We start from the raw sequence: 23,163 nt of genomic DNA on the forward strand, positions 1-23,163 counted from the left end.
GTCCACATCCAGAGCTTGAATCACATCAGACCGATTTTCCAAACAGGCTCTAAGACCTTTAACATAGCCCGTTGGACAATACGGTCAGCGATTGTAGGAACACAAATCAGGCGCAGCTTTGATGGATCAGTTTTTGGAACCGCCACTCCACGAAGCGCGCTAAACTGATAGCCATTTCGCAAATCACGATGAATCGATTGAAGCCGAGAAGATTTCTGCTCTCGAAACAAGGCAGGCGAAACATCGTCCACGCCTGGAGTGGTCTTCCCTCTCGTACGGCGCCAGAAATCCTCCCAAACCATTTCCAGATTTGAAATTTTTCCCAACTCCACCAGAGCCGAGTTACCCAATCTTATATATCCTTAGTTGGCATGCTGCTGCTTACCACACATCGCCCCGATAAGCAGCAATACCACACCTAAGCTGACGCTTTGCCAGCAGCGGAAACCTCGGACCCCTCGCCAGTGGACCGTCGAGAACCTCTCGGCCTGCCCTTGCATACGCGAGAACGGCCAATCGGCTTGACAAGCTCTGCCGAAGAATCCTGCACCCCGACAACCTCGAAGCGAACGCTTGCTTCCAAGCCACCTGACGCGGATGGCGCAAGACCACTATGCCCCAGAGTAATGTATCCCAAGACGACAGCAAGTACAAGCCCCAATCGATGGCGCCGGACCGACGCCCCACGGTTTCGACCTGCCCTGACCCTGTGCTCGTGCATGTGTAAACTAGCTCCCTGTTGACCGACATTATTATTGTCGGAGGGCTTTGAGAGCTTGCGACCTATCCGCCTTCCCGAAGCTGACGCTTTGCCAGCAGCGGAAACCTCGGACCCATCGCCAGTGGACCGTCGAGAACCTCTCGGCCTGCCCTTGCATACGCGAGAACGGCCAATCGGCTTGACAATCATGATCGAGAGAGTCGCGCCACACACACACCGACGTCAGAACAAGAAGCCCGTAGTCGACGGTATCTATATGTCACATTCCCTTGAATTGTCACAATTGAATTTTGACGATTCGAAAGTGAAAATCTAAGGGCTCCGCCCTCGCGCCGACAAGGGTTCGCGTCAGCAGGCTGACGCCGCCCGGAGGGGTTTCCCCGGTCTTCCTGCGCTGCGCTCCGTGCAGACGCGGGTGATCCCCCTCCCCTCCGGTCGCCATTGTCGTTGCTACCCCGCTGCTCGCCGCGAGGCAGAGGAACAGCGGGGGCTGTTCCTCGCGGAACAAAGGGCAAAGACCATGACCGACAACACGAACACGGCGACCGATTTCCGCCACACCATCCTTTGCGGTGACAGTGTTTCCCTCATGCGGACGATGCCGCGCAGGAGCGTGGATTTCATCCTCACCGACCCGCCCTATCTGGTGAACTACCGGGGCCGCGACGGGCGCACGGTGCGCAATGACAACAACGCCGCATGGCTCCGGCCCGCGTTCAACCAGATGCACCGCGTTCTGAAAGATGGCGGCTTTGCCGCGTCTTTCTACGCCTGGAACCGGATTGACCTGTTTATGGCGGCATGGAAGGCGGCAAGCTTCCGGCCCGTGGGACATATCATCTTCCGCAAGTCCTATGCGTCCTCCGCCCGGTTCGTGCGCTACACCCACGAGGCGGCTTACCTGCTGGCCAAGGGTGACGCGAAGCTGCCCCGCCAGCCCATCCCGGACGTGATCGACATGCCCTATTCCGGCAACAAGATACACCCGACGCAGAAGCCAGTCGCAGCGCTGCTACCACTGGTTCATGCGTTCTGCCCTCCCGATGGTCTGGTCATGGACCCGTTTTGCGGCTCCGGTTCATCTCTGGTCGCCGCGCAGCATCTTGGCCGCGACTGGCTGGGCATGGAACTGGACGAAACCTACGCCGCCACGGCATCCCGGCGGTTGGCTTACTGGGGCGAGAGGCGGGCGGCGGCGTAAGTCGCTTCCCACCCCTTTCCGGCCTTTTACGCACTACGAAATAGTCGCGCGCCGATCCTCACGGATCGGCGAAAAAACAAGACCGCATTAATAACCACTCTACTTAAAGCGCGCCCTGAATAATCGCGACCAGCCTTCGCGTAATACGGTCAATCAGAAAATCATCGATAGGCATCTGTCGATTGTGTGCAGCGTCAATAAGTGCCCCTGTTATCGTGCACAGGTCATCTGCCAGAATTTGTGCATCGTCCTCCTGAACAATTCCCTGACACTTGAGGAACGACGCAACAATCGCGCAAAGCTCAGCCGCTACCAGCAGATGATCCGCTTCCAAAGAAAGAGCCGCCTCCAACCGATCAAGCCGGACCGTAAGCGATGGACGGCTCTTGTCCGCCTTCACCGCAGCGACGACCAGACAGCGCACACCCTCGAAAAGTGGCAACGAGCAAGCGGTTTCGAGTAATGACGCAACATCATCGACCAGTGTTTCCCTTACCCGACGACTAAGTGCCGCGACGACGCTCTCCTTGTTCTCAAAATATTGGTAGAGCGTGGCAATTCCCACGCCAGCACGTTCGGCGATAGCGTTGGTACTGAAACTTCGTCCCGTTTCCAGAAGCTGAGCAGTCGCCTCTAAAATAGCGTCGATCGTCGCTTCTGAGCGTGCCTGATGCGGCCATTTCCTTGGCGCAAATGACAGGTCGGCTCCCTCTACGAAAATACGAGTAACGCCACCGGCGACCATACCATTACTCTTGGATGCCTCTCGTTTTCCTTGCGGAGTCACCATGATCACCCCCCTCTTTCGTCCACAATTCGCACCGCAGATTCAGTGTGTGATTGATCGCCTTTATTCCGAGACACTCTCGCAAGATCCAGCGATACGCCAATTGGCGCAAGCCAAAGGACTGACACATGACGGCCAGCGTGGTTTCTACGAGGCCATGAAAGATGCCAGACTACCCGTTACGCCCGAGTTCGGCGCCCTGCTCTATATTCTGACGCGCAGCACCAGAGCCCAACATATCATCGAATTCGGCACGTCCTTCGGTGTTTCAACATTATTTCTCGCAGCGGCTTTACGCGACAATGGCGGGGGCCGACTGGTGACATCGGAACTTCTCCCCGACAAAGCAGAAAGGGCTTCCGCAAACCTGCGAGAGGCAGGACTGGCGGACCTCGTGGACATTCGCATCGGAGACGCCCGCGCCACGTTGTCGCGTGACCTTCCTGAGTCGATCGACCTTATCCTGCTGGATGCGTCTAAAGGGCTCTACCTTGATCTCCTGCTCCTGCTGGAGCCTGCATTACGGAAAGGCGGCCTGGTAATCAGCGATCGCGCCGATCTCGATGGTGACGACGGCGGTCGCGCAGCAGCCTACCTTTCCTATCTGGCAACCCCGGCTAACGGATATCGCATGGCCAGCATCACTACACAGGCGTTGGGACAAACCTTCGCTCACGACGTAGCGGTGCGCGCCTGATTATCCGCAAAACAACAGGCAATGTCATTACGTATTCATTATGGCTCTTTTTGCGATCATTTACCCCTCTGAGCGCTCCACAACGAAGCGAGACAACGCGGCGCTCCGCACCGCGAGCGGAGCATCCCTCAGGGGCCGCACGTTAATTCATGATTCATGTGACGCACATCACGCCGTTTCGTGATGCGCCCTTCGCACTATGCAAACAGGAATCCCGCCAAGGATCATCATCTGTCCCCACCACCCACGGAGCCCGCAAAGACAGGAGATCGCCCACCATGCCGATCGACATCTGGCAGTCCGAGACTGATCTGATCGCACTGAAACGTCTGGACGATGCCGGGCTCGCAGGTGCCTTCATGCGGCGCTGGCGTTCCTACCGCGACGATTACGTCGAGACATCCAGCCTGGTCGCGGCGGGAGGCCCCGATCCCGGCGGTGAATGGGACGTTTTCTGCCAGCGCTGGAGGTTGCGTTTTCCCGCATGACCCGGACATTCCCGTCACCCGCGTTCCCATCATATGGCAAAGCCGCGCCACGACCAGCGTCATCAGCCTGACACCTGCCCTCGACATCTTCGATCCGCCACCCCTGCCCGCTTTCCCGGCCATAGGAAAACAGGTTCTTCATAGAGCCGACCGGCTGGGGCAGGTCGTCGTGCTGGCCAGCGGCGGCTCTACCTTTACCGTCTCGCTGCATGGCGGCTGGAACGCCACTACGCGCCCGGCTGTGCATCTCCCCCTCGATCCCCATTATCGCCGCCGATCGGACGAAGCCTTGCGGTTCTCCGCCGTCGTGCTCGGCCACCGCCTGCCAGCGCGCCATCCTCGCCGGATCACTCCCGCTCGCCATCGCCAACTTGTCCTGCGCCTGCACGCCTACGATCTGGCAACCGCAGACGCGAGCCTGCGGCAGATCGCCGCGACGCTGCTCGACCCAATCGCCCTGACGACGCCCGACGATGTGTGGCGCGATTCGTCCCTGCGCACCATGGCCCGTACGCTCCGTGACGAAGGAAGCGCCCTCGTTCACGGAGGTTATGTGAGCCTTCTGGACGGGCTTTGACGTACCCATTCCTACGCCTGCCCACGACAGGTTACGCATTTGGGGTGGAGAAATCCGCGCGCGTCATTTCCTCCACTCCCTGACGGCATTTTTCCCGACAGCCTCCCGTAAGCGCCACCGCTTCACGCCCTGAAGCACGAAGCGCCGACAGGAGGTTTCCATGACCCACGACAAACCAGCGTCACCACCCGCGCTGACGCTGCCACCGCCGCGCCCAGTCCCCGCGCGCTTCCTGCGCGACTATCTGCGCACCACCGAGGTCGCCGAACTGCTCGGCCTCTCGCCCCGCACCCTGGAGAAATACCGCTGCGTCGGCGAAGGCCCTGCCTTCCTCAAACTCGGGCAGCGCGTCCTTTATGCTCGCTCCGACGTGGAAGCCTGGCTTCAGGCCCATCGCTGCGCCCACACCTCCGATGATACGTACACGTCCGTCGTCGACGCGCGGCGCGCCCGGAGGCGGGAACCATGACCGGCATGGATGCTTCCGACGCCGCCCTGTTCGGTCTAACCACGGTGGAACTGACCTTTATCGAGAAGCGGGTCGAACACTGGCTACGCTTCGGTCAGCCGGTGTCCGACAAGGTGCTGGACAAGCGCCGCCGTCTGGTCGCCTTCACGCCGGGCAGCGTGTTCGGCTTCATCCGCTGGACTGCCAATGATTACGGAACGGTCGTATCCTGTTTCGACATCGTGCGCGCCGTGGATATGCACGAACCTTTCCAGACCGTCCCTTTCGTACGGCCCGGCGGTGAATTGCTGCTGGACGTGTCCGGCTGGCCGAAGGTCCGCCGCGTGCTGGAAGAGATCGACGCCATCGAGGAACTCGGGCTCCACCCCGCCGAAATCTGCCCCGATCGCTGGCGCGTCCTTAACGGTCGCATCGCCGCCAACGTGGCCTCCCGCCCCTACACGCGCGCCATGCACAAGGCATGGCTGGCGCGCAAGAGGCTCGCGTCATGACCCGGCGTTCCGTGCTGGCCGCAACGTTCGTGGGGATCGCCACTGTCACCGTCTCCGCATCCCTGCATGTCGCGCCCCGGCTGTTGTGGAACGAGACGTCCAGCGTGCCGGTCGGGCTGTATCGCGTCCAGCCCGGCAGCGCGCTTCATGTCGGGGATATTGCCACGATCCGGTTGCCCGACCGGCTGGCGCTGTTGCTGGCGCAGCGAGGTTATCTGCCGTTCGGTGTTCCACTGCTGAAACCGGTAGCGGCATTGCCGGGGCAGAATGTGTGCCGGACCAAAGACAGTGTCACGATCGACGGCGAACGTGCTGGCGACGCGCTCGATAGCGATCATCGGGGACGCCCTCTCCCTCTCTGGCAAGGATGTCATCGTCTCTCGCCTGACGAGATTTTCATCATGAACCCGGCGGAACCGCGCAGCCTCGACGGACGGTATTTCGGCCCGCTGCCCGCAGCGTCCGTGATCGGCAGGGCTGTCCCGGTCTGGATCACCACCGGGCGCGCCGAACCTCGTTCGTACGAAATGCCGTCACCCGTGCTGCTGCCCCCGCCGCTGCAATGAACCCCCAACAGGAAAGACCAGTCCAATGATCCATCTTGGCACCTTCACCCGCACAGAAAACAGATTTTTCGGGCAGATCACATCCTTTCTTATGGCCGACGATCTTGCCATCATCCCGAACGAAAACCGCACCTCGGAAAACGCCCCCGATTATCGCGTCCTGCGTGGGCTGGATGATGACGGGACGGACGTCGGCTGCGCCTGGGCACGGCAGGGCGAGCGCATCGGCCTGTGGCTCGCCGTGATGATCGACGATCCGCTGTTCGTGCGCCCTCTGCGCGTCCGGCTGATGCCAGACCGCGACAGCGCCGACAGCTTCCGGCTAGTCTGGAACCGGCCCGAGTGGCGTCATGGCCCGCGTTAAAACGGCGCTCATGCTGCTGCCAATTTGCAGCGGGCTTGCAGCCGCTTTGCAGACGGCCAGCGCCGCGCCGTTCGATGCCTATGTCGCCGAGGCCGCCACACGCGCGAACATCCCGCCCGCGTGGATCACGGCGGTGATGCGCGCGGAGAGTACAGGTGATGCGTCGGCGGTATCACCCAAGGGTGCGATGGGCCTTATGCAGATCATGCCCGACACATGGCGGGAGCTTCGCGCGGCGCTGAATCTGGGGAGCGATCCATGCGATCCGCGCGACAACATCACTGCGGGTGCGGCCTATCTCCGCTGGTTGCATGACCGCTACGGCGATGCGGGTTTCCTCGCTGCCTACAATGCCGGTCCCGGACGGTACGAGGAACTGTTGAGAAGCAGTCGAACGCTTCCCGACGAGACGAAAAAATACGTCGCGAGAGTCGCCCGGCTGCTGCGCGGAGAGTCGGTTGGCGATCCGGTTTTCGACGCGGGTTTTGTCGTCCGACCGCACGGCGAACTGTCATCCGGAAGTCGGCTTTTCGTCGGCCCGTTTGCATCCCGAGATGCGGCCCAAGATGCGCCCGAGGTGATGCCGATTTTCGTTCAGGTGATGCGATCCACCGCCCCACCTCACGGCCTGTTCGTCTCCGTATCGCAAAGGAGCGCGCCGTGACGTCTTGTTTGCGGTGTTGGCGCAGTGTTGTGATATCGTGGCGTGGATTTTTCGGTGTCTCTTCATGTATTCGACCGACATCAGAAAGAATAAAAAAGGGAAGGCAAGATAAAACGGCCTGCCACGTCGGACGACGAAGCGCGGTCGCGCCTCGTCTTTCCGTGTGCATTTCGGGTCGGTCGTGTGCAGGGTTTTGGATTGTGTGCGGCTTCCCTGCGGGGTTTTCCTGCACAGGGAGGTTCTGATGGCCCGCGATGAGGATTTCCGTGTCCGTCCGGGCCACATCCGAAGCACGGGACACGCGGCCCGGCCCCGCAGCTTTCTGGCACAGGTGCTTCATGCCTCCCGCCGTGCGGGTGGAGGCAGTAGCGGCAGCCCCGGAAAGGGAAAAGGAGGCAGTCCGCGCTCCGGCCCCTCGACCTTCGGGCGAGGCCATTCCCGGTTTGGAAAAAGCCGTCTCTTCGACGCTCATCGCCGCGTCACTGTGAAGGCTCGCGTGGTGCGACAAAGTGGGCGCGGCGCGCGTCCCGGATCGCTGGCCGATCATCTCGCCTATCTGCGTCGGGATGGCGTCACCCGCGACGACGAGAAAGCGCATCTGTTCGGCCCGAACGGCCAGGAGGTGGACGCAGGGGATTTCGCCGCGCGGTGCAAGGACGACCGGCATCATTTCCGCTTCATCATCTCGCCCGAGGACGCGCCGGAGATGGCCGACCTCGACGGTTTTACCCGTGACCTCGTGACGCAGATGGAAGTCGATCTCGGCACAAGGCTGGACTGGGCCGCCGTGTCGCATTGGAACACGGACAATCCGCATGTGCATCTGATCGTGCGGGGTGTGGATCAGGACGGAGCCGATCTGGTCATCGCCCGTGACTATATCAGCCACGGACTGCGCTCTCGGGCGGAGGATCTGGTGTCGCTCGAACTCGGCCCGCGCGCCGAGCACGAGATCGAGGCCGCGTTGCGCCAGGACGTGAGCGCAGAGCGTTGGACGCGGCTCGACGCCGAGTTGCAGCGTCATGCCGATGACCTGGGGACCGTGGACCTACGACCCGACGCTGGGGACGCTCGCGACCCCGGGCAAAATGCAGCGCATCGCGCGCTGCTGACCGGCAGGGCGCAGACACTGGAACGCATGGGGCTGGCCACGCCCGAAGGATCGGGACGCTGGTCGCTCGCGCCTGGCATGGCGGACACGCTGCGCGAAATGGGCGCGCGCGACGATATCATCAAAACCATGCACCGCGCCATGACAGGGCGCGACCATGAGCGGGCAATCTCCGCCGGTGATTACGTGATCGCCGATCGCGATCATCCGACCGCGCTGACCGGCCGCCTATTAGAGCGTGGACTGCACAACGAACTGACAGGCGAAGCCTATGCCGTGATCGACGCCACCGACGGCCGGGTGCATCATGTCCGCTTCCCCGGCGTGGAGGCGTTCCGCGACGCGCCACCCGATGGCGGCATCGTCGAGGTGCGAGCTGTCATAGGCAAGACAAGCGGCAGGGATTATCTGGTGCTGTCCGCGCGTTCCGATCTGGACCTTGCCGCCCAGGTCAAAGCGCCGGGCGCAACATGGCTGGATCACCGGCTGGTGGAACGCCAGCCGATGGACCTCGCTCGCACCGGCTTCGGGGCCGAGGTGCGGCAGGCGATGCAGGAACGCACCCGTCATCTTGCGGATCGCGGGCTGGCTTCGTTCCATGCCGATGGCTCCACCCGCTATCAACGCAATCTCCTAGCCACGCTACGTCAGCAGGAACTCGATCAGGTGGGCGGAAAACTCGCGAAGGAAAGCGGGCTGGCCTACGAGCGCAGCATTCCGGGCAATTTCGTCACCGGCCAGTATGTGAAACGCCTCAGCCTGTCCTCGGGTCGGTTCGCCATGATCGACAACGGCATGGGCTTCCAGCTTGTGCCCTGGGCACCGTCTCTGGAGAAGCAGCACGACCGGTATGTCGATGGCGTTGCCCGTGATGACGGGGGCGTCGACTGGCGGCACGACCGCAAACGCGATCTCGGGATCAGCATGTGATCCATTCCCCCGTTCTTTTCACGCTGTCGTTCGCCTCGGTACACTCGACGCAGTTTCAGTCTTGTTCCGGAAAAAATCTTTCGGTCACATCATGGCTTTTCATGGAGGGTTTCCATGCGTGACCGCCTGAACGTCTCCCTGCCTGTCGCCATGATCTCGCAGATCGGTGATCTTGCCGCGCGCCGGAAGGTGACGCGCTCCGCCGTGGTGGAGGCGGCGGTCGCCTCGCTTTTGTCGCCCGACAGCGCCGAGAAAACGGAAGCGGCCCTCACACGCCGACTGGACCGGCTGACGCGCCAGATGCAGCGGCAGGAACGCGACCTGATGATCGCGCTGGAAACGCACGCCCTGTTCATTCGCTTCTGGCTGGGACAGATGCCGCCGCTCCCTGCCGAGGCGCAGGCCGCCGCCAATGCGCTGGGGCAGGAACGCTTTGCCCGGTTTCTGGACACGCTGGGGCGTCGTCTGTCCCAGGGGCGGTCGTTCCGCGACGATATCCCGCTCGATATTCCCGCGATGCGTCAGACGTCACCGACACCAGGAAAAGAGGTGCCGTCCTCATGAGTTTGCCGCGCCGATTCGATAAAGCGGGTCAGAACAGGATCGCTTTCCTCATCCCGCCAGCACAAGGCGAGATCGACTGCCGCTGGGCCACCTTCCTCCAAGACCGGTCGGAAGACGACACCATCCATTTTGATACCCGTAGCGCCTTCCGTTACGAGCAGAATCTTATCTCCGTGACGGGCGAGTACGAGCAGCCGGTCGATGGCAGCGTCGTGAATCATGATGCGTTCGGAAGGAATGTCATGACGCAACGCGAGCTTGCGAAGCTCCATGCCTGCACCACGACGCGGGAGTATCAGGAAATACCCGGCGTCACGCAACGTCTTCTGACGAAACAGCTACGTGAACTTGAAGAGTCCGGGCTGATCAGTCGGACCGTGATCACAAAAGGTCCACTTCGCGTTGAGTATCGACCGACGGATGAAGGGGAAAGTTTACGACCGCTCGTCGAGGCGCTAGGCGAATGGGGTGTCTGCGGCTTGATCGCTATCCGGCAGCACGACGGGACGCCTCGAATAAGCGACCTTGAAGGTTCATTCACCTTCAGGACAATGCGCTACACAGCAAGATGATTAAGATTTCTTGAAGAGTGACGCCGCAATTTTCTTATGATGATTTTCTGTGCATTATTCTCATACCTATAATGAAAATATGGATATATGGCAATGACATCCTTTCTCACCCCAAAAAATAAGAAGAAGAATAATAATATAAAAAGTATCATATTCGATTTTATAACTGGGAAAGAACTAAGTGATATTTTATCTTCATCTTTGAAGCCAAATATTATCTTTAGTGGAGCCCTTTTGGGGATCGTTTCATCAGCCTACCCAACATATCATGCATTAATGTTTTCGAGTGACTGTGGAAACCAGCAATTATATGCAGCGGCATCCGCGCATCTTCGAACCTCGATGGCATTAAGTAGCATATCTCTTTCTATGACTGTTATTATGCTGGCTATAAAACACTGTGCCGAAATAATTCGTCCGAGAAATAGTTTTCTGCGATACAGTGGTTTGATCCACGTAATCGTTCCGGTGTCTCTGATTTTTTCTGCATTTTCTTTTTGGTCAGCTACTACATTCGTTGGAAGCTCAACACACACCGCGATCATTAACTCCGGCACTTGTCCGGCTGGCTTATTGGCAAAACCGACCATGGGCTAGAGCAGATCCCGTTCAAATGGAATCATTTGAACGGGTGAAGATGCTCTTCAAACACTAAGATAGAGCTTTTCCACCGGACCGGAGTTCGGTGGAAAAGCTCTAGGAGAACATGGGGCTCCTTCACCGATTCGTGCCCTTCCCTGCTCGCCCCTGTCACACCCCCGCGCGTCCGGAAACTACGCGAGATTTCTCTCCCGAATGATTCCTATATGATTCCAGTTGTGGGTGTGGAAATGCCAAAGGCCGCCCATGAGGCGGCCTACGTGTTTGTTTTTAAACGGAATTCATGGTTGCGGGGGAAGACAACCAACGATACTTGCGATTGGTGGATCGAGAGATACCCTGTCTCGCCGCATGACAAAGTCACCATGCCAAAGCGCATGGGCATATCCAATTGAAATCCTTGCCATAGGCAATCCGCCTCATATATGATCCCATATCATGGTCAATATATGAGGCACCCGGTCATGTCTGAGACCACATTCCTCTCCGACGCCTTCGATCAATCAGGACTGGTCGCCGCGGAACGGCTGAGCAATATCCTACACATCACAAGGGGTGAACTGGCCATAACACTGGGCCTGTCACGTGACGCCGTCTCCAAAAGCGCACGCCTCGGCCGCCCCGCCACCCAAGCGAGACTGCGCGACATGGTCGAGATCCTCAATCGCGTCCGGCCATGGGCGGGCTCGGCCCAACAGGCTTTCGCATGGTACCGGTCACAACCCCTACCCTCCTTCGGTGATCAGACTGCCGAAGCGCTTGTTCGGGAAGGACGCGCCGATGCCGTCCGGCGCTATCTGGATCGGATTGCAACCGGCGGTTACGCGTGAGGTTTACCGGACGGGTATTCAGGGCTCACAATCCCCGCTGGTCTTTCACCCCGTTATCAGGCGACGGTGCGGCTCTTCACGGAGGACGCTTCAACCCGATTGGCACACCTGCCCTTTACACGTCACTTCGGATGGAGACTGCATGGCTCGAAGCCCAGCAGGGTTTCCCATTCAAACCGCAACCTTTGACCATCTGCGCTTATGACGTCGATAGCGAACCAGTCCTCGATCTGACCGATCTCTCCAATTTTAACAACCTGGACTTCTCACCTGCCATCTTGGCCTGTCCTTGGGAAAACCTCGCTGACCAGGGCAAGACACCGCCGTCATGGGAACTAGCTAAGGCACTCATGGCGAATGGAACTGCTGGCGTCATCGTCCCGAGCTTTGCCCCTGGAGCGACAGAAAATGACAGAAACCTCGTCTTCTGGGCATGGTCGGACAGCCTGTCCTCCCGCGTAACCGTCATTGATGATGAGAGGCGACTGCCTATAACGGCAGCGTCGTGGTCATAAGCTAACCGGAGAGTAAAACTGCCGAATGGAGCTCCCAGCACCGAGGAGTGACGACTTCTATGGGGGGCAGCAGAATGTCGGCTATTGGGAAGGGATGATTGAAAGCAGTCATTTGCAGCTTCCACGTTCATGACGACTATCGACCAGACCACGACATTAGTTACGTTTCGCGTGAACGTCCGCTCTTTGGAAATGGCGGCGGTTAACCTGTATAAACGGCCAGGCTTGGCGCTATGGGCTTCGAAAGGGATTCAAACCTGATGCCGCTGAATAAGAGCCATCACTTCGTGCCACAGTTCCTGCTGCGATTTTTCTCCGTCGATGGCTCATCGGTGGGCCTTTACAACTTACGCTCCGGCAGAATCGTCACAGGAGCGAGCCTCAAGCATCAAGCCTGCCGGGATTGGTTCTACGGCCGCGACGGAAAGAGCGAGCATGCTCTGGGGCAGATCGAAGGCGGTGCCAGCTCTGTCCTGCGGCGAATGATCGCGACCGGCCGGCCCCCGAAGCGATACAGCGCCGATCACCGCGTGCTAGCGACCTTCCTGCTCATCCAGTCGGCGCGGACGGCACAGGCCGCCGTCGCGGCTAATGAGATGGCCAACAAGGTCGGCAAATTGATGCTACGGAACACGCTGACCGATCCCGAACTTCTCGCCGCGCTCGACGACCTAACTATTGAACTCACCGAGCCCGCCGCAGAGGCGCTCCGGCCTGCGGCCCTGGAAACTCCTGTGATTCTCGATCTGAAGATCAAGCTGCTCCACAATGTGAGCTCGACGCCCTTTGTTTTGGGCGACCACCCAGCCGTCAAACACAACGGGCTCTACAGCGGTGCAGAAATCTCGGTGCTTGGTTTGGCTAACCTCGGCCTGCAGTTTGTCATGCCCATCTCACCCGATTACGCAGTCGTCTTCTACGACGAAAAAACCTATTCGCTGGGCAGTCCGGCCAGTAACGTCGTTAAGCTGCCCTCGGCGAGCATCGTGACGGCCCTGAACGAGTTCCAATGGGCCAACGCCCTGGACAACATCTACTTCAGGCCCAGTGACGATCCGCCGCGCTGGACGCCGGATCGCGATCGACTTGCAGAGCTTCGTCGGAACGAGCAGGTGTCGGTCTGCGAGGATGAGGTCCAGCTCGAAGGAACCAGGCGGGCGAAGGTCATCAGTGTGCAGGCGCAGCGGCCAAGCCGGGCCCTTAAGATGCCTCTGTTTCGGAATCGAATGTCCCCGCCGCCTCTCGTGAACGTGGGCACGCTGCCGTTGCGAGATCCTGACTGGGCCCTCCACGTTCACCGGATGACCGCCGCATTGAACGCCGGGTTAATCCCGCCAGAGGAATTTCACGTCCGCACCATGCCGCCTCAGTTTTTGCTACGAATCCTACGGGAACGGGCGAGCGCAAACGCGGCGAAAACAGGCTGAACCTGGGTGCCTGCACCCTTGGCGGCTCAAATTCTGCGGGAAGCTCCCGTCGTTCAGCCGTAAGCCACGAGCTATGTCCGCTTTGAGGAAACTTGAGGCGGCGCTCCGATGTCCGAGAAATAGGCGTTTGCAGCTTGTCTTCTTATACCGTATCCGTATCGGGTTGGGGCTGGTGAGCAAAAGGTTTTTTTCTCAGGGAGAATGATGATCCCGGACGCTGGCAATTGCCGCAAAGTCGGTCTTTTCCCGTTGCTCGCGTCCGAATGCCATACCGCGTATCACAGCGGGCCTTGCCATCACGGTATCGAACCACATTTTCAGGCGGGGAAAACTTCCAAGATGCTGACCCTGCTTCTCATGCGGCACGATCCAGCCGATACAAGCGATATCGGCCACTGAGTAATCCCCCGCGAGATACTCTCGATCCCTCAGGCGACGTTCAAGCACACCATACAGGCGCTCGACTTCCCGCGTATATCGTTCGATAGCATAATCGATCGGAATTGGAGCATGCTGCCGGAAATGGTGAGCCTGCCCTGCCATTGGCCCAAGCCCCCCCACCTGCCAGAACAGCCACTGCTCGACCTCAACACGCTTCCGTTCTTCACGCGGATAGAAACGCCGGAACTTGCGGCCGAGATATTGGAGAATAGCTCCCGACTCAAAAACCGAAATCGGTTCTCCGTCCGGCCCCTGTGGGTCAACCAGCGCCGGAATGCGGTTGTTTGGGGAAAGCTTCAGAAATGCAGGCTCGAATTGCCCGTCCTTGACGAGATTGACTAAATTCAACCTATAGGGGACACCGACTTCCTCCAGCATGATGGTGATTTTCCAGCCATTGGGTGTCGGCCAGTAATAGAGGTCGATTAAATCGCTCATATATCCGCTCAATGTGTCATGCGAAAGAAAACGCGGAAAAGCCCTCTGTCGCTTCCGCGCGCGCGGAAAGAGCATCAAGGGCTGGATAGGCTTTGGCCTCGATGATCTCCGGCAGCATGTGGAGAGAAAAACGGAAAGCGACCGCACTACTGACGTCCGCCTGAAGCGGTCGCTCGTCAAACAACCATGCGCTGGTCTGACTGACTTCCGCTTCAAGGAGCCGATACGCAGCGATCAACTGGGCATGAACGCGATCAACCCAGGGCTGGTACTGTTTTTCGGGAGGACGAAGATTGCGCTCGTAGACGATCTGTACTGTCTTCTCGCAGGCTGCGAGTGCAAAGCTGATAATCCGCTGTGACCGGAGATACGCTTCCATATCGCAGGGCATCAGTTTGAGGTGCGGGGGCGCCAGTCGCTCGCCCAGTTCAAGGATCAGCCCGGAGTCCATCAGCACAGTCCCATCGTCCGTGACCAGTGTGGGTGCCTTCACGACCGGATTGATCGTCGCGAAGGAGTCATACGCCGAGAATACGGATAATGGCTGGTGGTCGAAGCTTATGCCCTGAAGGTGAAAGGATATAGCGACACGGCGCACATAGGGAGAGTCGAGCATTCCGATCAGCTTCATGGGATCAATCCTAGGTGCGAGATGATTTACCTGCAGGATCGGTGATCCCGTTCACGACGACGCTAACGAGCAGACAGCGGTATTGTAAGTGGCCGGATTAGCCTTTACCGTAAGGATCATGCCAAATAGCGCCAGTCCCCTCGTCGTCATCATGGCGTATGACCAGCTTTGCACCTTTGAATTCGGTTGCGCCTTCGAGGTATTCGGCCTTTCACGCCCAGAAATGGGGCCAGACTGGTATCGCTGCCTTACGGCCGCTGCTGAACCGGAACCGATTCGGGCCGCAGGCGGTCTGCGACTGGAAGCAGCCGGCGGACTAGAGCTTCTCGATGGCGCTGACACGATCATCATTCCGGGCTGGCGCGGGCCAGATGCTGTGGCACCTCCTTTATTGCTCAACGCGCTCCGCCGGGCACATGCGACAGGAATCAGAATCGTCTCGATTTGCGGTGCAGCATTCGTTCTGGCGCAAGCCGGTCTGCTCGCAGGCAAACGAGCAACAACGCATTGGCGTCATGCTTCAATATTAGCGTCCCGATATCCTGACATCGTGGTTGAAGGAGATGCGCTTTATGTGGATGAAGGAGACATTCTGACATCTGCAGGAAGTGCTGCAGGTCTCGACCTGTGTCTGCATATTGTCCGGAAGGATTTTGGAGCGAAGGCTGCAAACAGCGTAGCGCGCAGACTGGTCATCGCAGCACATAGAGACGGCGGCCAGTCGCAGTTCATCGAACGATCTCTTCCTGCTCCATCGGGCGCGCGGCTTTCGGAACTCCTTGAAACGGTGCAGAAAAGGATCGGCGAAAAGTGGTCTCTTGAGCGCATGGCCGAGATAGCTCATGTCAGCGTCCGAACCGTCCATCGACATATTTACGAAGCGACAGGGCTGGCACCTGGTGAGTGGATCAAGCGGCAACGCATTGCCTACGCGCGCGACTTGCTGGAGGAGACGACCCTTTCTGTTGATGCTGTTGCACAGAACGCTGGCTTTGGCACGACGACGAATTTTCGTCAGCATTTCCGCACCTCAACCGGATTTTCTCCAGCCAATTACCGATCCCGCTTCCAAACGCACGATCCAGTGGCCACGTCCTCTATTCAGAATCCTGATACGTGCTTGGAGTTAATTTCCGAAATCTAAAGGCAGGATTAATCTCAGGTGCGCGACAATCGAAGCTTTCATCCGATGGGTTTGCTTCGAACTTCCTGTTCTGCGTGTAAACAATGCAAGCATTCTGGTCGCTATGGGGGGAAAGCGGATGGTCCGCAACACTTCTCGTTATTCGCCGATGGTCGAGAGGGATTGACAGATTATGCGATGTGCAACGCAGCCAGGAGCGTCAGGCTGATCGCTGGCAAGGCGAGCAGCGACAGGATCACCGCGGCCGTCACCCGATCAAAAGCCGAGCGCCGAGTGCCATGAAGAGCGCAACGGGCATGGCCACGGCGCCAACCCTGAGAAATTGTAGAAACCCGACCTCTTCGCCTTCTCGACGGATCACCTGCAACCAGAGGATTGTGGCCAGAGATCCCGTCACGGAAAGATTTGGGCCAAGATCCACGCCGATCAACAGGGTATCAATTACCTGTCGCGATACATGAGTATGCGCAACTGTCTCACTGGCAATCAATCCGGCAGGCAGGTTGTTCATGATGTTGGAGATGAACGCCAGAAGAGCGCCCGCCCCCCAGGCAGCAGTGACAGGATCGGTGTTGGCGGCTTGCTGAAGCAGGTTGGCAAGCACCCCGACCACTCCCGTACTCTCGACGGCGGCTACCAGAACGAACAGACCGCCGACCAGAGGGAGAACGCCCCATGAAATATCCCTCATGAGCGCAATCGGCGATCGTCGTGCCAGCGCTGAGACGCCTAATGCTGTCCCAATACCGGCGAGCGCTGTTGGTAAGCCGAGAGACAGATCACATGCAGACACTGTGACAAGCAGAAGCGCGGTCAGGACGATGCCGACAAAAGCCGCTTTGCCGCCCACGGTTAACGGAGTTGTTTCAACCTGGGAGGCGCAGTCCTGATGCAGGTGTGACCGTTCGATGAGGCGCAAAACCAGATAGGTCGTCATGATCGCCAGGAGCGACGGGAGCGCGAACGACCTCATCCATGATCCCAGCGCGGGGAGTGCGCCGTCATACAGAACCAGGTTCGCCGGATTGGAGACAGGCAGGACAAAGCTTGCCGCATTGGCGACGAGTGCGCAGGCAAACAACAGCGGAAGGGGATCAGCTTTTGCTTTTTTTGCCGCTGCGAACACGGCCGGTGTCAGCACAACAGCCGTCGCATCGTTGGACATGAACGTCGTCACCACGACACCGGCCAGATAGACCAGTGTGAACAGCTTTGCCGTTGAACCTGCGGCATGATTGACGGCCCAGGTCGCGATCCAGTCGAACAGTCCGTTTGCACGCGCCGTTTCACTGAGCAGCATCATGCCGATCAGAAACAGATAAACATCGCCGCCTTTCACGAGACCGGCCCCCGCCATGGTGAGGGGGATCAGCCCCGTCACCATGAGAAGCGTGGCTCCGATGACGGCCCACACCCACTCCGGGGTTCGGAACGGTCGAAGAATAACACCGGCCGTCGCCAGAACAGCGATCGTCCAGATTGCCTCCTGGTGAAAGGTCATGCCGACGCCTGATCGGCAGATCGCAGGGTGGATGCCGAGCCTATCCAGAGCCCGAGCGATACGATTGCAAAGCAGCCCAGACTATAAAACGCCACGGGATATCCCAGATCTTCGGCAAGCCATCCTCCCAGCGCCGGAGAAAGGCTTGCTCCAATGCCCTGCGCCGTCATGACGACGCCCTGTCCGATATTGATCCGTCCGGTTCCGTTCAGCAGTCTGGCCACCAGACCCGGCACGGCGACACTCTGAAGCCCCGCACCGATCCCATCGAGGAACTGCACCGGCCATACCCCCCAATGCTGGATGAAGCTTCCCGCGATCAAACCACGCAGCGGCAGGGCGGCGAACGATATCAGCAGGACGAACCAGTAACCACGGTCCCTGACGAAACGTATGGCCAGCAGGCTCACGATGATCATCACAGCCTGTGCGACCATCACGGTCATCGCCGTGAACATGGCTGGATTGCCTTTGCCTGCACTGACGACCGCCATACCGTAAAGTGGGAGCATCGCGGCATTTCCGAGATGGAAGAAACACAGACAGCTCGCCAGAATGAGAAGAGGCTTGTGTCGCAGAAAGGATCGTAACCCCTCGGCCGTTCCCTCATCGTGAGCGGGTTTATCGTCCAGTCCGCGTGCAGCTTTATGATCTATGGATTTTTCCGGGATTAGGAGCACCGCAGAAATGGCGAACAGACCGAAGGCCACTTCAAGAAAGAAAATCGCTGAGAGGCCAAACTGCCATCCCAGCCAGCCGGACAGTCCGGCCCCGGCCATATTGCCGGCGTGGTTCCAGGCTTGGTTACGACCGATCTGTGTGTTGAAGCCTTTCTGGCGCACGATCCCGAGCGTTATGGCCGCCATCAGAGGGCCAATTCCAGCGCCGGCCAGAGCGGTTGCGAGTTGACTGACTGTCACAACGGCCACGGATTGTGAACTCAGGAGAAGAAGGGAGGCGGAAATCGTGCAGAGCGCTGCCACAATGACGAGCAACCGCTTTTTCGTCGTGTGATCAATCAGCGCGCCTGCGGGAATGGTGGCAAGCATGCCTGCAACTCCACCCGCGGTCATGACGGTTCCGATCGGTCCCGTCTGCCACCCGTGACGCTGAAGAAAAACGCCCAGAAATGGCCCTATCCCCGCCTGGACGTCCGCCATGAAGAAATTGAGAGCGCATAAGGCGAGCAAGGCCCGATTGAACCCCAGAATAGCAGGAGTTTCATCAGTAACGACTGTGGCGGTACGAGGCTGGGTCATCACGTTCTCTTCGTTCAGCAGCAAGCCTTAACTGCGTTCGAAAGAATAAGTTACAAAACTATTTTTCCTCTGCTTTTTGTTGAGTTTATTGGAATATTCATTGCCATTTGCCCCGTATAATAAAGTATTTTTAACACAAAAAGGATCAATCTATAAAAATATTTATCCGTTATTTAATATAATCGACAGGCATGCTAATATTTCCTTCATCCCGCATCCTAAATCAGAAGGGTCGTTCAGGTTGCTGAGCCTCTCGTGCCCAGCATTAACATGGGGCTCTCCGATATGCTTCTTCGGGGCGAACCGGCGTTAATGTCGTCACTTCGATAAAATAACCCCCTTTCGCTCGAAAATAGAAGCACCACGCCCCATGCGCGTTGCGTGGAGCCTGCACCTCCCAGCCATCGGCGCTTAGGCGCTCATAAAGAGCATCAACGTCCTTGCGAGACTTCTGGATGAAACCAATGTGCAGGATGTCGAATTGCCTGGGATAATCGAAGCCTTCGAGCTTGTTGTCGAAATGATTGACGATCAGCACCAGCCCATCATTGTCCTCCATGATGGCCATCTTGATCCCACGTACAACGAGAGTGCGCAGGCCGAAATACTGTTCGAACATCACGCGATCAGCCTCAGTATCTTGGCTGTAGAGATTGATATGGTTCAGCTTCATGACTGTGTCTTTCCGTCGGTGAGACGGACACGAGCCGGTCGCAATCTGGACAGCGACGACCGACCACGGACGAGGCCTATCCTCGTCGTGTCCGGCCATGGCCAAGAGCGGGTTTATTCGCTCAAGCGTGACTGTCTCCGGAGAGACCACAGGTTATCACCCTACCTGTATCGCTGTCTTTTTAGGCAAACACGACTTTGCTGATGCCAGCATCAGCGGTCAAGCGACATCTTCAGCTATGTCCGCTTACGAGACGTCCATTGGAAAACAAAAAATGACCGATATGAGGGCGGGAGCAGCTTGTCTGCTTGTCGCGCTAAGCGGACTTACCCCTATCGCCCTCATGACGGACACGCGAGCGGTTATGACAGTTGCCCGAACGCCGACATTTTTGGTGAAACGGCTTTGAAAGGCGACCCTCATAGTGAGGCGTAGCCAAAGATATTTCGCAGCAAACACGGTCGACGGCACTTCGTTATCATGGGTAGGACTTCCATTTTGGAAATTGGCCGCCAGACCGCTCACGCCACCGAATTCATCAGATCCTCAACGAATCCTGCGAACTGGCGTGCTTTCGCGGTCATCATGCGACCGGCCGGGAAAACGGCCCAGAGATCGATGGGGGACAACGACCACCCTTCCAGCACCCGCACGACGGCGCCGCGTTCCAGTTCCGGTGCGAACATCCAGTCCGACGTGATGGTCAGGCCCATGTCCGCCAGTATCGCGGCGCGCAATCCTTCGGCGGCGCTGACGCGCAGCCGTCCCGAGACGGAAACCGACACCGCCGCCCCATCCCGCGTGAACGACCAGACGCTCGGCAGTTGACTGTAGATGACGGTGTCGTGGTTCGCGAGATCCGCAGGGTGCCACGGTATTCCCGCACGCGCCAGATAGGCGGGCGTTGCGATGACCGATCGCCGGCCGGTCGCGATTTTTCTCGCAACGGCCGTGGAATCGGAAAGCGCACCCATGCGCAGGGAGATATCGACGCCCTCCGCCACGAGATCGATCATCCGGTCGTCGAGGAGGAAATCGACATCGAGTTGCGGATGCGCCGCCAGAAATTCAGGTAATTTCGGAATCACATGCAGGCGCGAAAACGTCGTCGCCGCCGACACCCGCAATCGTCCGGACAGCCCGATGCCCGCCCCCTTGGCGGCGAGTTCCGCCTCGTCCGCCTCCTGGATGGCGTTGCGCGCGCGTTCATAGAAGTTCTGCCCGGCTTCGGTCGGCGTCAGGCCGTGCGTGGTGCGGATCAGCAAGCTGACCTGAAGCCGGGCCTCGAGCTGTGCCACAGTTTTGGAAACCGCCGGCTGCCCCACGCCAAGCTGACGCGCCGCGGCTGAGAACGAGCCCGTCTCCACCACGCGCACGAACGTGGTCATTGCCTGATATCGGTCCATACCATTCCTCCGAGGAATGACCTTTATCGCCCCGAGACGACTGCCATGTCGAGCGGCATGGAAGATATCGTCTCTTTCGTCCGGACAGGCCGGGCCAGAGAGAAAGAAAATTCGATGTTCGGACCCTTCATGACCGCAGCGTCCGAACCGGCCATCGCACACGGCATGCTCGCCTTCCAGCTCACTGGCAGCCCGCTTCATGCCCTGATGGCATTGCTCGGGCATGCCCTCTCCAGCCCGCAGGTCAGCCATGGAGGAGAAAACGACGATGCTTGATGTCTATGCTTTCGCGACGCCCAACAGCGCCAAGGTGCCGATCGCGCTCGAGGAGATGGGGCTTCCCTATACGCTGCACAGCGTCAATGTCCGTAAGGGCGAGCAGAAGAGACCAGATTTCCTCAGGATGAATCCCAACGGCAAGGTGCCGGTCCTCGTCGATACGCCCGAGAGCAGCGATCCCTTCGTCCTCTCGGAATCTGCGGCGATCCTCGTTTATCTCGCCGAGAAAACCGGGCGGCTCCTGCCTGCCAGCGGCGAAGAGCGCGCCCGCGTTTTCGAGCAGCTTTTCTTTCACGCTTCCGGTCTGAGCCCGGCTTTCGGCCAGTCCGGCTTCTTCCAGCGCTTCGCCGCCGTGCCTCAGCCCCTTGCCATCGAGCGTTTCGCCGCCGAAGCGGCACGCACCCTGGGCGTGCTCGACGGCGCGCTGGCGGACCGCCCCTTCGTCGCCGGGGAAGACTTCACCATCGCGGACATCGCCCATTTCGGCTGGCTGTGGCGTCGTGGTTTTCCCAACATCACGTTCAGTGACACACCGCATGTCGCCCGCTGGTACGAAACGGTCGAAGCACGCCCGGCCGTGCAACGCGGCATCGCCCGCGTCGAAGCACTCGTCCCGCAAGACTGACATCATTCTCTTCAAGGAAAACATCATGTCCATGCTTTTCACGCCTTTCAGGGCAGGCGCGCTGTCGCTCGACCATCGGGTCGTCATGGCGCCGCTCACCCGCATGCGTTCGGAACCCGGCGACATGGCCGGTGCGCTCATGCGCGAATATTACGCCCAACGCACATCGCATGGCGGGCTCATCGTGTCCGAAGCCACGCCTGTCGCGCGGGAAGGATACGGTTATGCCGGGGCACCCGGCATCTACGACGATGCGCAGATCGATGGCTGGCGCACGGTGACCGACGCCGTGCATGCCGGCGGCGGCAAGATCGTCATGCAGCTCTGGCACGTCGGACGGCAGTCCCACCGCGATCTTCAGCCGGACGGTGGCGCGCCCGTGGCACCCTCCGCCATCCAGGCGGAAGGAGATGCCTACACGCCGAACGGGCCGGCGCCGTTCTCGATGCCGCGCGCGCTGGCGCTTCATGAAATTCCCGGCGTGATCGAGCAGTTCCGGCAGGGCGCGGCGCGTGCGAAAGCAGCCGGTTTCGATGGTGTGGAAATCCACGGTGCGAATGGTTACCTGCCCGACCAGTTTTTGCAGGACAGCACCAACCACCGCACCGATGAATATGGCGGCCCGATCGAAAACCGCGCGCGCTTCCTGCTGGAAGTGACGCAGGCGGCCATCGATGTGTGGGGGGCGGATCGTATCGGCGTGCGGCTGAGCCCAAACGGCACTTACGGTTCGATGTCCGACAGCAACCCGCAGGAGACCTTCGGCTATGTTGCGGAGAAGCTGGACGAAATGGGCATCGCCTATCTCCATGTCGTCGAGCCGCGCATCAAGGGCACGGAACTGATCGCCGAGAGCGATGCGGTCGCAGCCCGGCATTTGCGCGGTGCGTTCAGCGGCACGCTGATCGCCGCCGGCGGCTTCGATGGCGCCAGTGCCGAGGCGATCATCCGGGCGGGCGACGCCGATGCCGTCGCTTTCGGGCGGGCGTTCATCAGCAATCCCGATCTGCCGGAGCGTCTGCGGCGCAATCTGCCGCTGAACCCTTATGACCGTTCGACCTTCTACGGCGGCGATGCGCATGGCTACACCGATTATCCGGCGCTTGAATCCGTCGGTTGAAATCCCATTCCGGCCCGGAATGACCGATAGTCGTCCGAGCCGTCATCCCCCATGCAGCAGACCGCTCTATCT

At 59.2% G+C, this 23,163-nt stretch carries 28 protein-coding genes; 20 read left to right on the forward strand and 8 right to left on the reverse strand.

Annotation, left to right across the window (positions count from 1 at the left end):
- Positions 1-20: 20 nt before the first annotated feature.
- Positions 21-350: a reverse transcriptase family protein gene (locus J2D73_RS14675; RefSeq protein ID WP_207882519.1), complete on the reverse strand. Its 330-nt coding sequence runs from the start codon at positions 348-350 to the stop codon at positions 21-23.
- 891 nt (positions 351-1,241) lie between these two features.
- Here J2D73_RS14675 and J2D73_RS14680 point away from each other — a divergent pair.
- Positions 1,242-1,922, forward strand: a complete 681-nt coding sequence (locus J2D73_RS14680; protein WP_207882521.1) for a DNA methyltransferase — start codon at positions 1,242-1,244, stop codon at positions 1,920-1,922.
- 103 nt (positions 1,923-2,025) lie between these two features.
- Here the strand turns inward: J2D73_RS14680 and J2D73_RS14685 are convergent, their stop codons facing one another.
- Positions 2,026-2,712, reverse strand: a complete 687-nt coding sequence (locus tag J2D73_RS14685; RefSeq protein WP_207882523.1) for a TetR/AcrR family transcriptional regulator — start codon at positions 2,710-2,712, stop codon at positions 2,026-2,028.
- Here J2D73_RS14685 and J2D73_RS14690 point away from each other — a divergent pair.
- The 15 genes from J2D73_RS14690 to J2D73_RS14760 all read left to right on the forward strand — a co-directional run bounded on the left by J2D73_RS14690 (position 2,711) and on the right by J2D73_RS14760 (position 13,574).
- Entirely contained in the window at positions 2,711-3,406 is a 696-nt protein-coding gene (locus tag J2D73_RS14690; RefSeq protein WP_207882525.1) for an O-methyltransferase, read from the forward strand. The genes J2D73_RS14685 and J2D73_RS14690 overlap by 2 nt on opposite strands.
- 278 nt (positions 3,407-3,684) lie before the next feature.
- Positions 3,685-3,894, forward strand: a complete 210-nt coding sequence (locus tag J2D73_RS14695; protein ID WP_207882527.1) for a transcriptional regulator domain-containing protein — start codon at positions 3,685-3,687, stop codon at positions 3,892-3,894.
- Positions 3,845-4,471 (forward strand): DNA -binding domain-containing protein, encoded by a 627-nt coding sequence (locus tag J2D73_RS21185; protein WP_207882528.1) that lies wholly within the window; start codon positions 3,845-3,847, stop codon positions 4,469-4,471. Before J2D73_RS14695 ends, J2D73_RS21185 begins: the two co-directional genes overlap by 50 nt.
- A gap of 160 nt (positions 4,472-4,631) precedes the next feature.
- On the forward strand, positions 4,632-4,940 hold the full coding sequence (locus J2D73_RS14705; RefSeq protein WP_207882529.1) for a helix-turn-helix transcriptional regulator: 309 nt from the start codon (positions 4,632-4,634) through the stop codon (positions 4,938-4,940).
- A gap of 5 nt (positions 4,941-4,945) precedes the next feature.
- On the forward strand, positions 4,946-5,431 hold the full coding sequence (locus tag J2D73_RS14710) for a DUF2840 domain-containing protein (protein ID WP_207882631.1): 486 nt from the start codon (positions 4,946-4,948) through the stop codon (positions 5,429-5,431).
- Positions 5,428-5,997 (forward strand): S26 family signal peptidase, encoded by a 570-nt coding sequence (locus J2D73_RS14715; RefSeq protein WP_207882530.1) that lies wholly within the window; start codon positions 5,428-5,430, stop codon positions 5,995-5,997. Before J2D73_RS14710 ends, J2D73_RS14715 begins: the two co-directional genes overlap by 4 nt.
- Before the next feature lie 25 nt (positions 5,998-6,022).
- The gene (locus J2D73_RS14720) at positions 6,023-6,361 is read left to right on the forward strand and encodes a DUF736 domain-containing protein (protein WP_207882531.1); all 339 of its coding nucleotides are present in this window, start codon (positions 6,023-6,025) and stop codon (positions 6,359-6,361) included.
- Positions 6,348-7,025, forward strand: coding sequence for a lytic transglycosylase domain-containing protein (locus J2D73_RS14725; protein WP_408736851.1), 678 nt, complete (start codon positions 6,348-6,350; stop codon positions 7,023-7,025). The genes J2D73_RS14720 and J2D73_RS14725 overlap by 14 nt, the downstream gene beginning before the upstream one ends.
- A 244-nt stretch (positions 7,026-7,269) precedes the next feature.
- Positions 7,270-9,066 carry a relaxase/mobilization nuclease domain-containing protein gene (locus J2D73_RS14730; RefSeq protein ID WP_207882532.1) on the forward strand — a complete coding sequence of 599 codons (1,797 nt, stop codon included), beginning with the start codon at positions 7,270-7,272 and terminating at the stop codon, positions 9,064-9,066.
- 114 nt (positions 9,067-9,180) lie between these two features.
- Positions 9,181-9,630: a CopG family transcriptional regulator gene (locus J2D73_RS14735; RefSeq protein ID WP_207882533.1), complete on the forward strand. Its 450-nt coding sequence runs from the start codon at positions 9,181-9,183 to the stop codon at positions 9,628-9,630.
- A complete protein-coding gene (locus J2D73_RS20885) occupies positions 9,627-10,202 on the forward strand; it encodes a winged helix-turn-helix transcriptional regulator (protein ID WP_243429984.1) in 576 nt (191 codons plus the stop codon). Before J2D73_RS14735 ends, J2D73_RS20885 begins: the two co-directional genes overlap by 4 nt.
- 93 nt (positions 10,203-10,295) lie before the next feature.
- On the forward strand, positions 10,296-10,799 hold the full coding sequence (locus J2D73_RS14745) for a hypothetical protein (RefSeq protein ID WP_207882534.1): 504 nt from the start codon (positions 10,296-10,298) through the stop codon (positions 10,797-10,799).
- Positions 10,800-11,266: 467 nt separating this feature from the next.
- Positions 11,267-11,632 (forward strand): antitoxin Xre/MbcA/ParS toxin-binding domain-containing protein, encoded by a 366-nt coding sequence (locus tag J2D73_RS14750; RefSeq protein ID WP_012553916.1) that lies wholly within the window; start codon positions 11,267-11,269, stop codon positions 11,630-11,632.
- Positions 11,629-12,147, forward strand: coding sequence for an RES domain-containing protein (locus J2D73_RS14755; RefSeq protein WP_207882536.1), 519 nt, complete (start codon positions 11,629-11,631; stop codon positions 12,145-12,147). Before J2D73_RS14750 ends, J2D73_RS14755 begins: the two co-directional genes overlap by 4 nt.
- Before the next feature lie 233 nt (positions 12,148-12,380).
- Positions 12,381-13,574, forward strand: a complete 1,194-nt coding sequence (locus tag J2D73_RS14760) for a DUF4238 domain-containing protein (RefSeq protein ID WP_176612592.1) — start codon at positions 12,381-12,383, stop codon at positions 13,572-13,574.
- 192 nt (positions 13,575-13,766) lie between these two features.
- On the opposite strand, the gene J2D73_RS14765 is transcribed toward J2D73_RS14760, so the two are convergent.
- Together J2D73_RS14765 and J2D73_RS14770 are read right to left on the reverse strand one after the other, a co-directional pair.
- Positions 13,767-14,453, reverse strand: coding sequence for a glutathione S-transferase N-terminal domain-containing protein (locus J2D73_RS14765; RefSeq protein WP_176612593.1), 687 nt, complete (start codon positions 14,451-14,453; stop codon positions 13,767-13,769).
- A 16-nt stretch (positions 14,454-14,469) separates the two neighbouring features.
- Positions 14,470-15,084: a glutathione S-transferase gene (locus J2D73_RS14770; RefSeq protein WP_176612594.1), complete on the reverse strand. Its 615-nt coding sequence runs from the start codon at positions 15,082-15,084 to the stop codon at positions 14,470-14,472.
- Positions 15,085-15,202: 118 nt separating this feature from the next.
- Here J2D73_RS14770 and ftrA point away from each other — a divergent pair, with 118 nt between their 5' ends.
- On the forward strand, positions 15,203-16,228 hold the full coding sequence (gene ftrA, locus J2D73_RS14775) for a transcriptional regulator FtrA (RefSeq protein ID WP_176612606.1): 1,026 nt from the start codon (positions 15,203-15,205) through the stop codon (positions 16,226-16,228).
- Positions 16,229-16,475: 247 nt separating this feature from the next.
- Here ftrA and J2D73_RS14780 read toward each other — a convergent pair whose 3' ends face one another.
- The 4 genes from J2D73_RS14780 to J2D73_RS14795 all read right to left on the reverse strand — a co-directional run bounded on the left by J2D73_RS14780 (position 16,476) and on the right by J2D73_RS14795 (position 21,067).
- Entirely contained in the window at positions 16,476-17,729 is a 1,254-nt protein-coding gene (locus tag J2D73_RS14780) for an arsenic transporter (RefSeq protein WP_176612595.1), read from the reverse strand.
- On the reverse strand, positions 17,726-18,988 hold the full coding sequence (locus J2D73_RS14785) for an MFS transporter (protein ID WP_207882540.1): 1,263 nt from the start codon (positions 18,986-18,988) through the stop codon (positions 17,726-17,728). The genes J2D73_RS14780 and J2D73_RS14785 overlap by 4 nt, the downstream gene beginning before the upstream one ends.
- 265 nt (positions 18,989-19,253) lie before the next feature.
- Positions 19,254-19,661 carry a VOC family protein gene (locus tag J2D73_RS14790; RefSeq protein WP_012553554.1) on the reverse strand — a complete coding sequence of 136 codons (408 nt, stop codon included), beginning with the start codon at positions 19,659-19,661 and terminating at the stop codon, positions 19,254-19,256.
- Positions 19,662-20,182: 521 nt separating this feature from the next.
- Positions 20,183-21,067, reverse strand: a complete 885-nt coding sequence (locus J2D73_RS14795) for a LysR family transcriptional regulator (protein ID WP_183116699.1) — start codon at positions 21,065-21,067, stop codon at positions 20,183-20,185.
- Between the two features lie 45 nt (positions 21,068-21,112).
- Here J2D73_RS14795 and J2D73_RS14800 point away from each other — a divergent pair, with 45 nt between their 5' ends.
- Genes J2D73_RS14800 through J2D73_RS14810 form a run of 3 tightly spaced genes read left to right on the forward strand, consistent with a single transcriptional unit; the run spans position 21,113 to position 23,091 of the window.
- Complete coding sequence (locus J2D73_RS14800; protein ID WP_176612597.1) at positions 21,113-21,343, forward strand: hypothetical protein; 231 nt, start codon at positions 21,113-21,115, stop codon at positions 21,341-21,343.
- Positions 21,336-21,971: a glutathione S-transferase family protein gene (locus J2D73_RS14805; RefSeq protein ID WP_207882542.1), complete on the forward strand. Its 636-nt coding sequence runs from the start codon at positions 21,336-21,338 to the stop codon at positions 21,969-21,971. Before J2D73_RS14800 ends, J2D73_RS14805 begins: the two co-directional genes overlap by 8 nt.
- Positions 21,972-21,996: 25 nt before the next feature.
- On the forward strand, positions 21,997-23,091 hold the full coding sequence (locus J2D73_RS14810) for an alkene reductase (protein ID WP_207882544.1): 1,095 nt from the start codon (positions 21,997-21,999) through the stop codon (positions 23,089-23,091).
- The last annotated feature ends 72 nt before the right edge of the window (positions 23,092-23,163 follow it).

The organism is Acetobacter sacchari (assembly GCF_017377715.1).
GTDB lineage: Bacteria > Pseudomonadota > Alphaproteobacteria > Acetobacterales > Acetobacteraceae > Acetobacter > Acetobacter sacchari.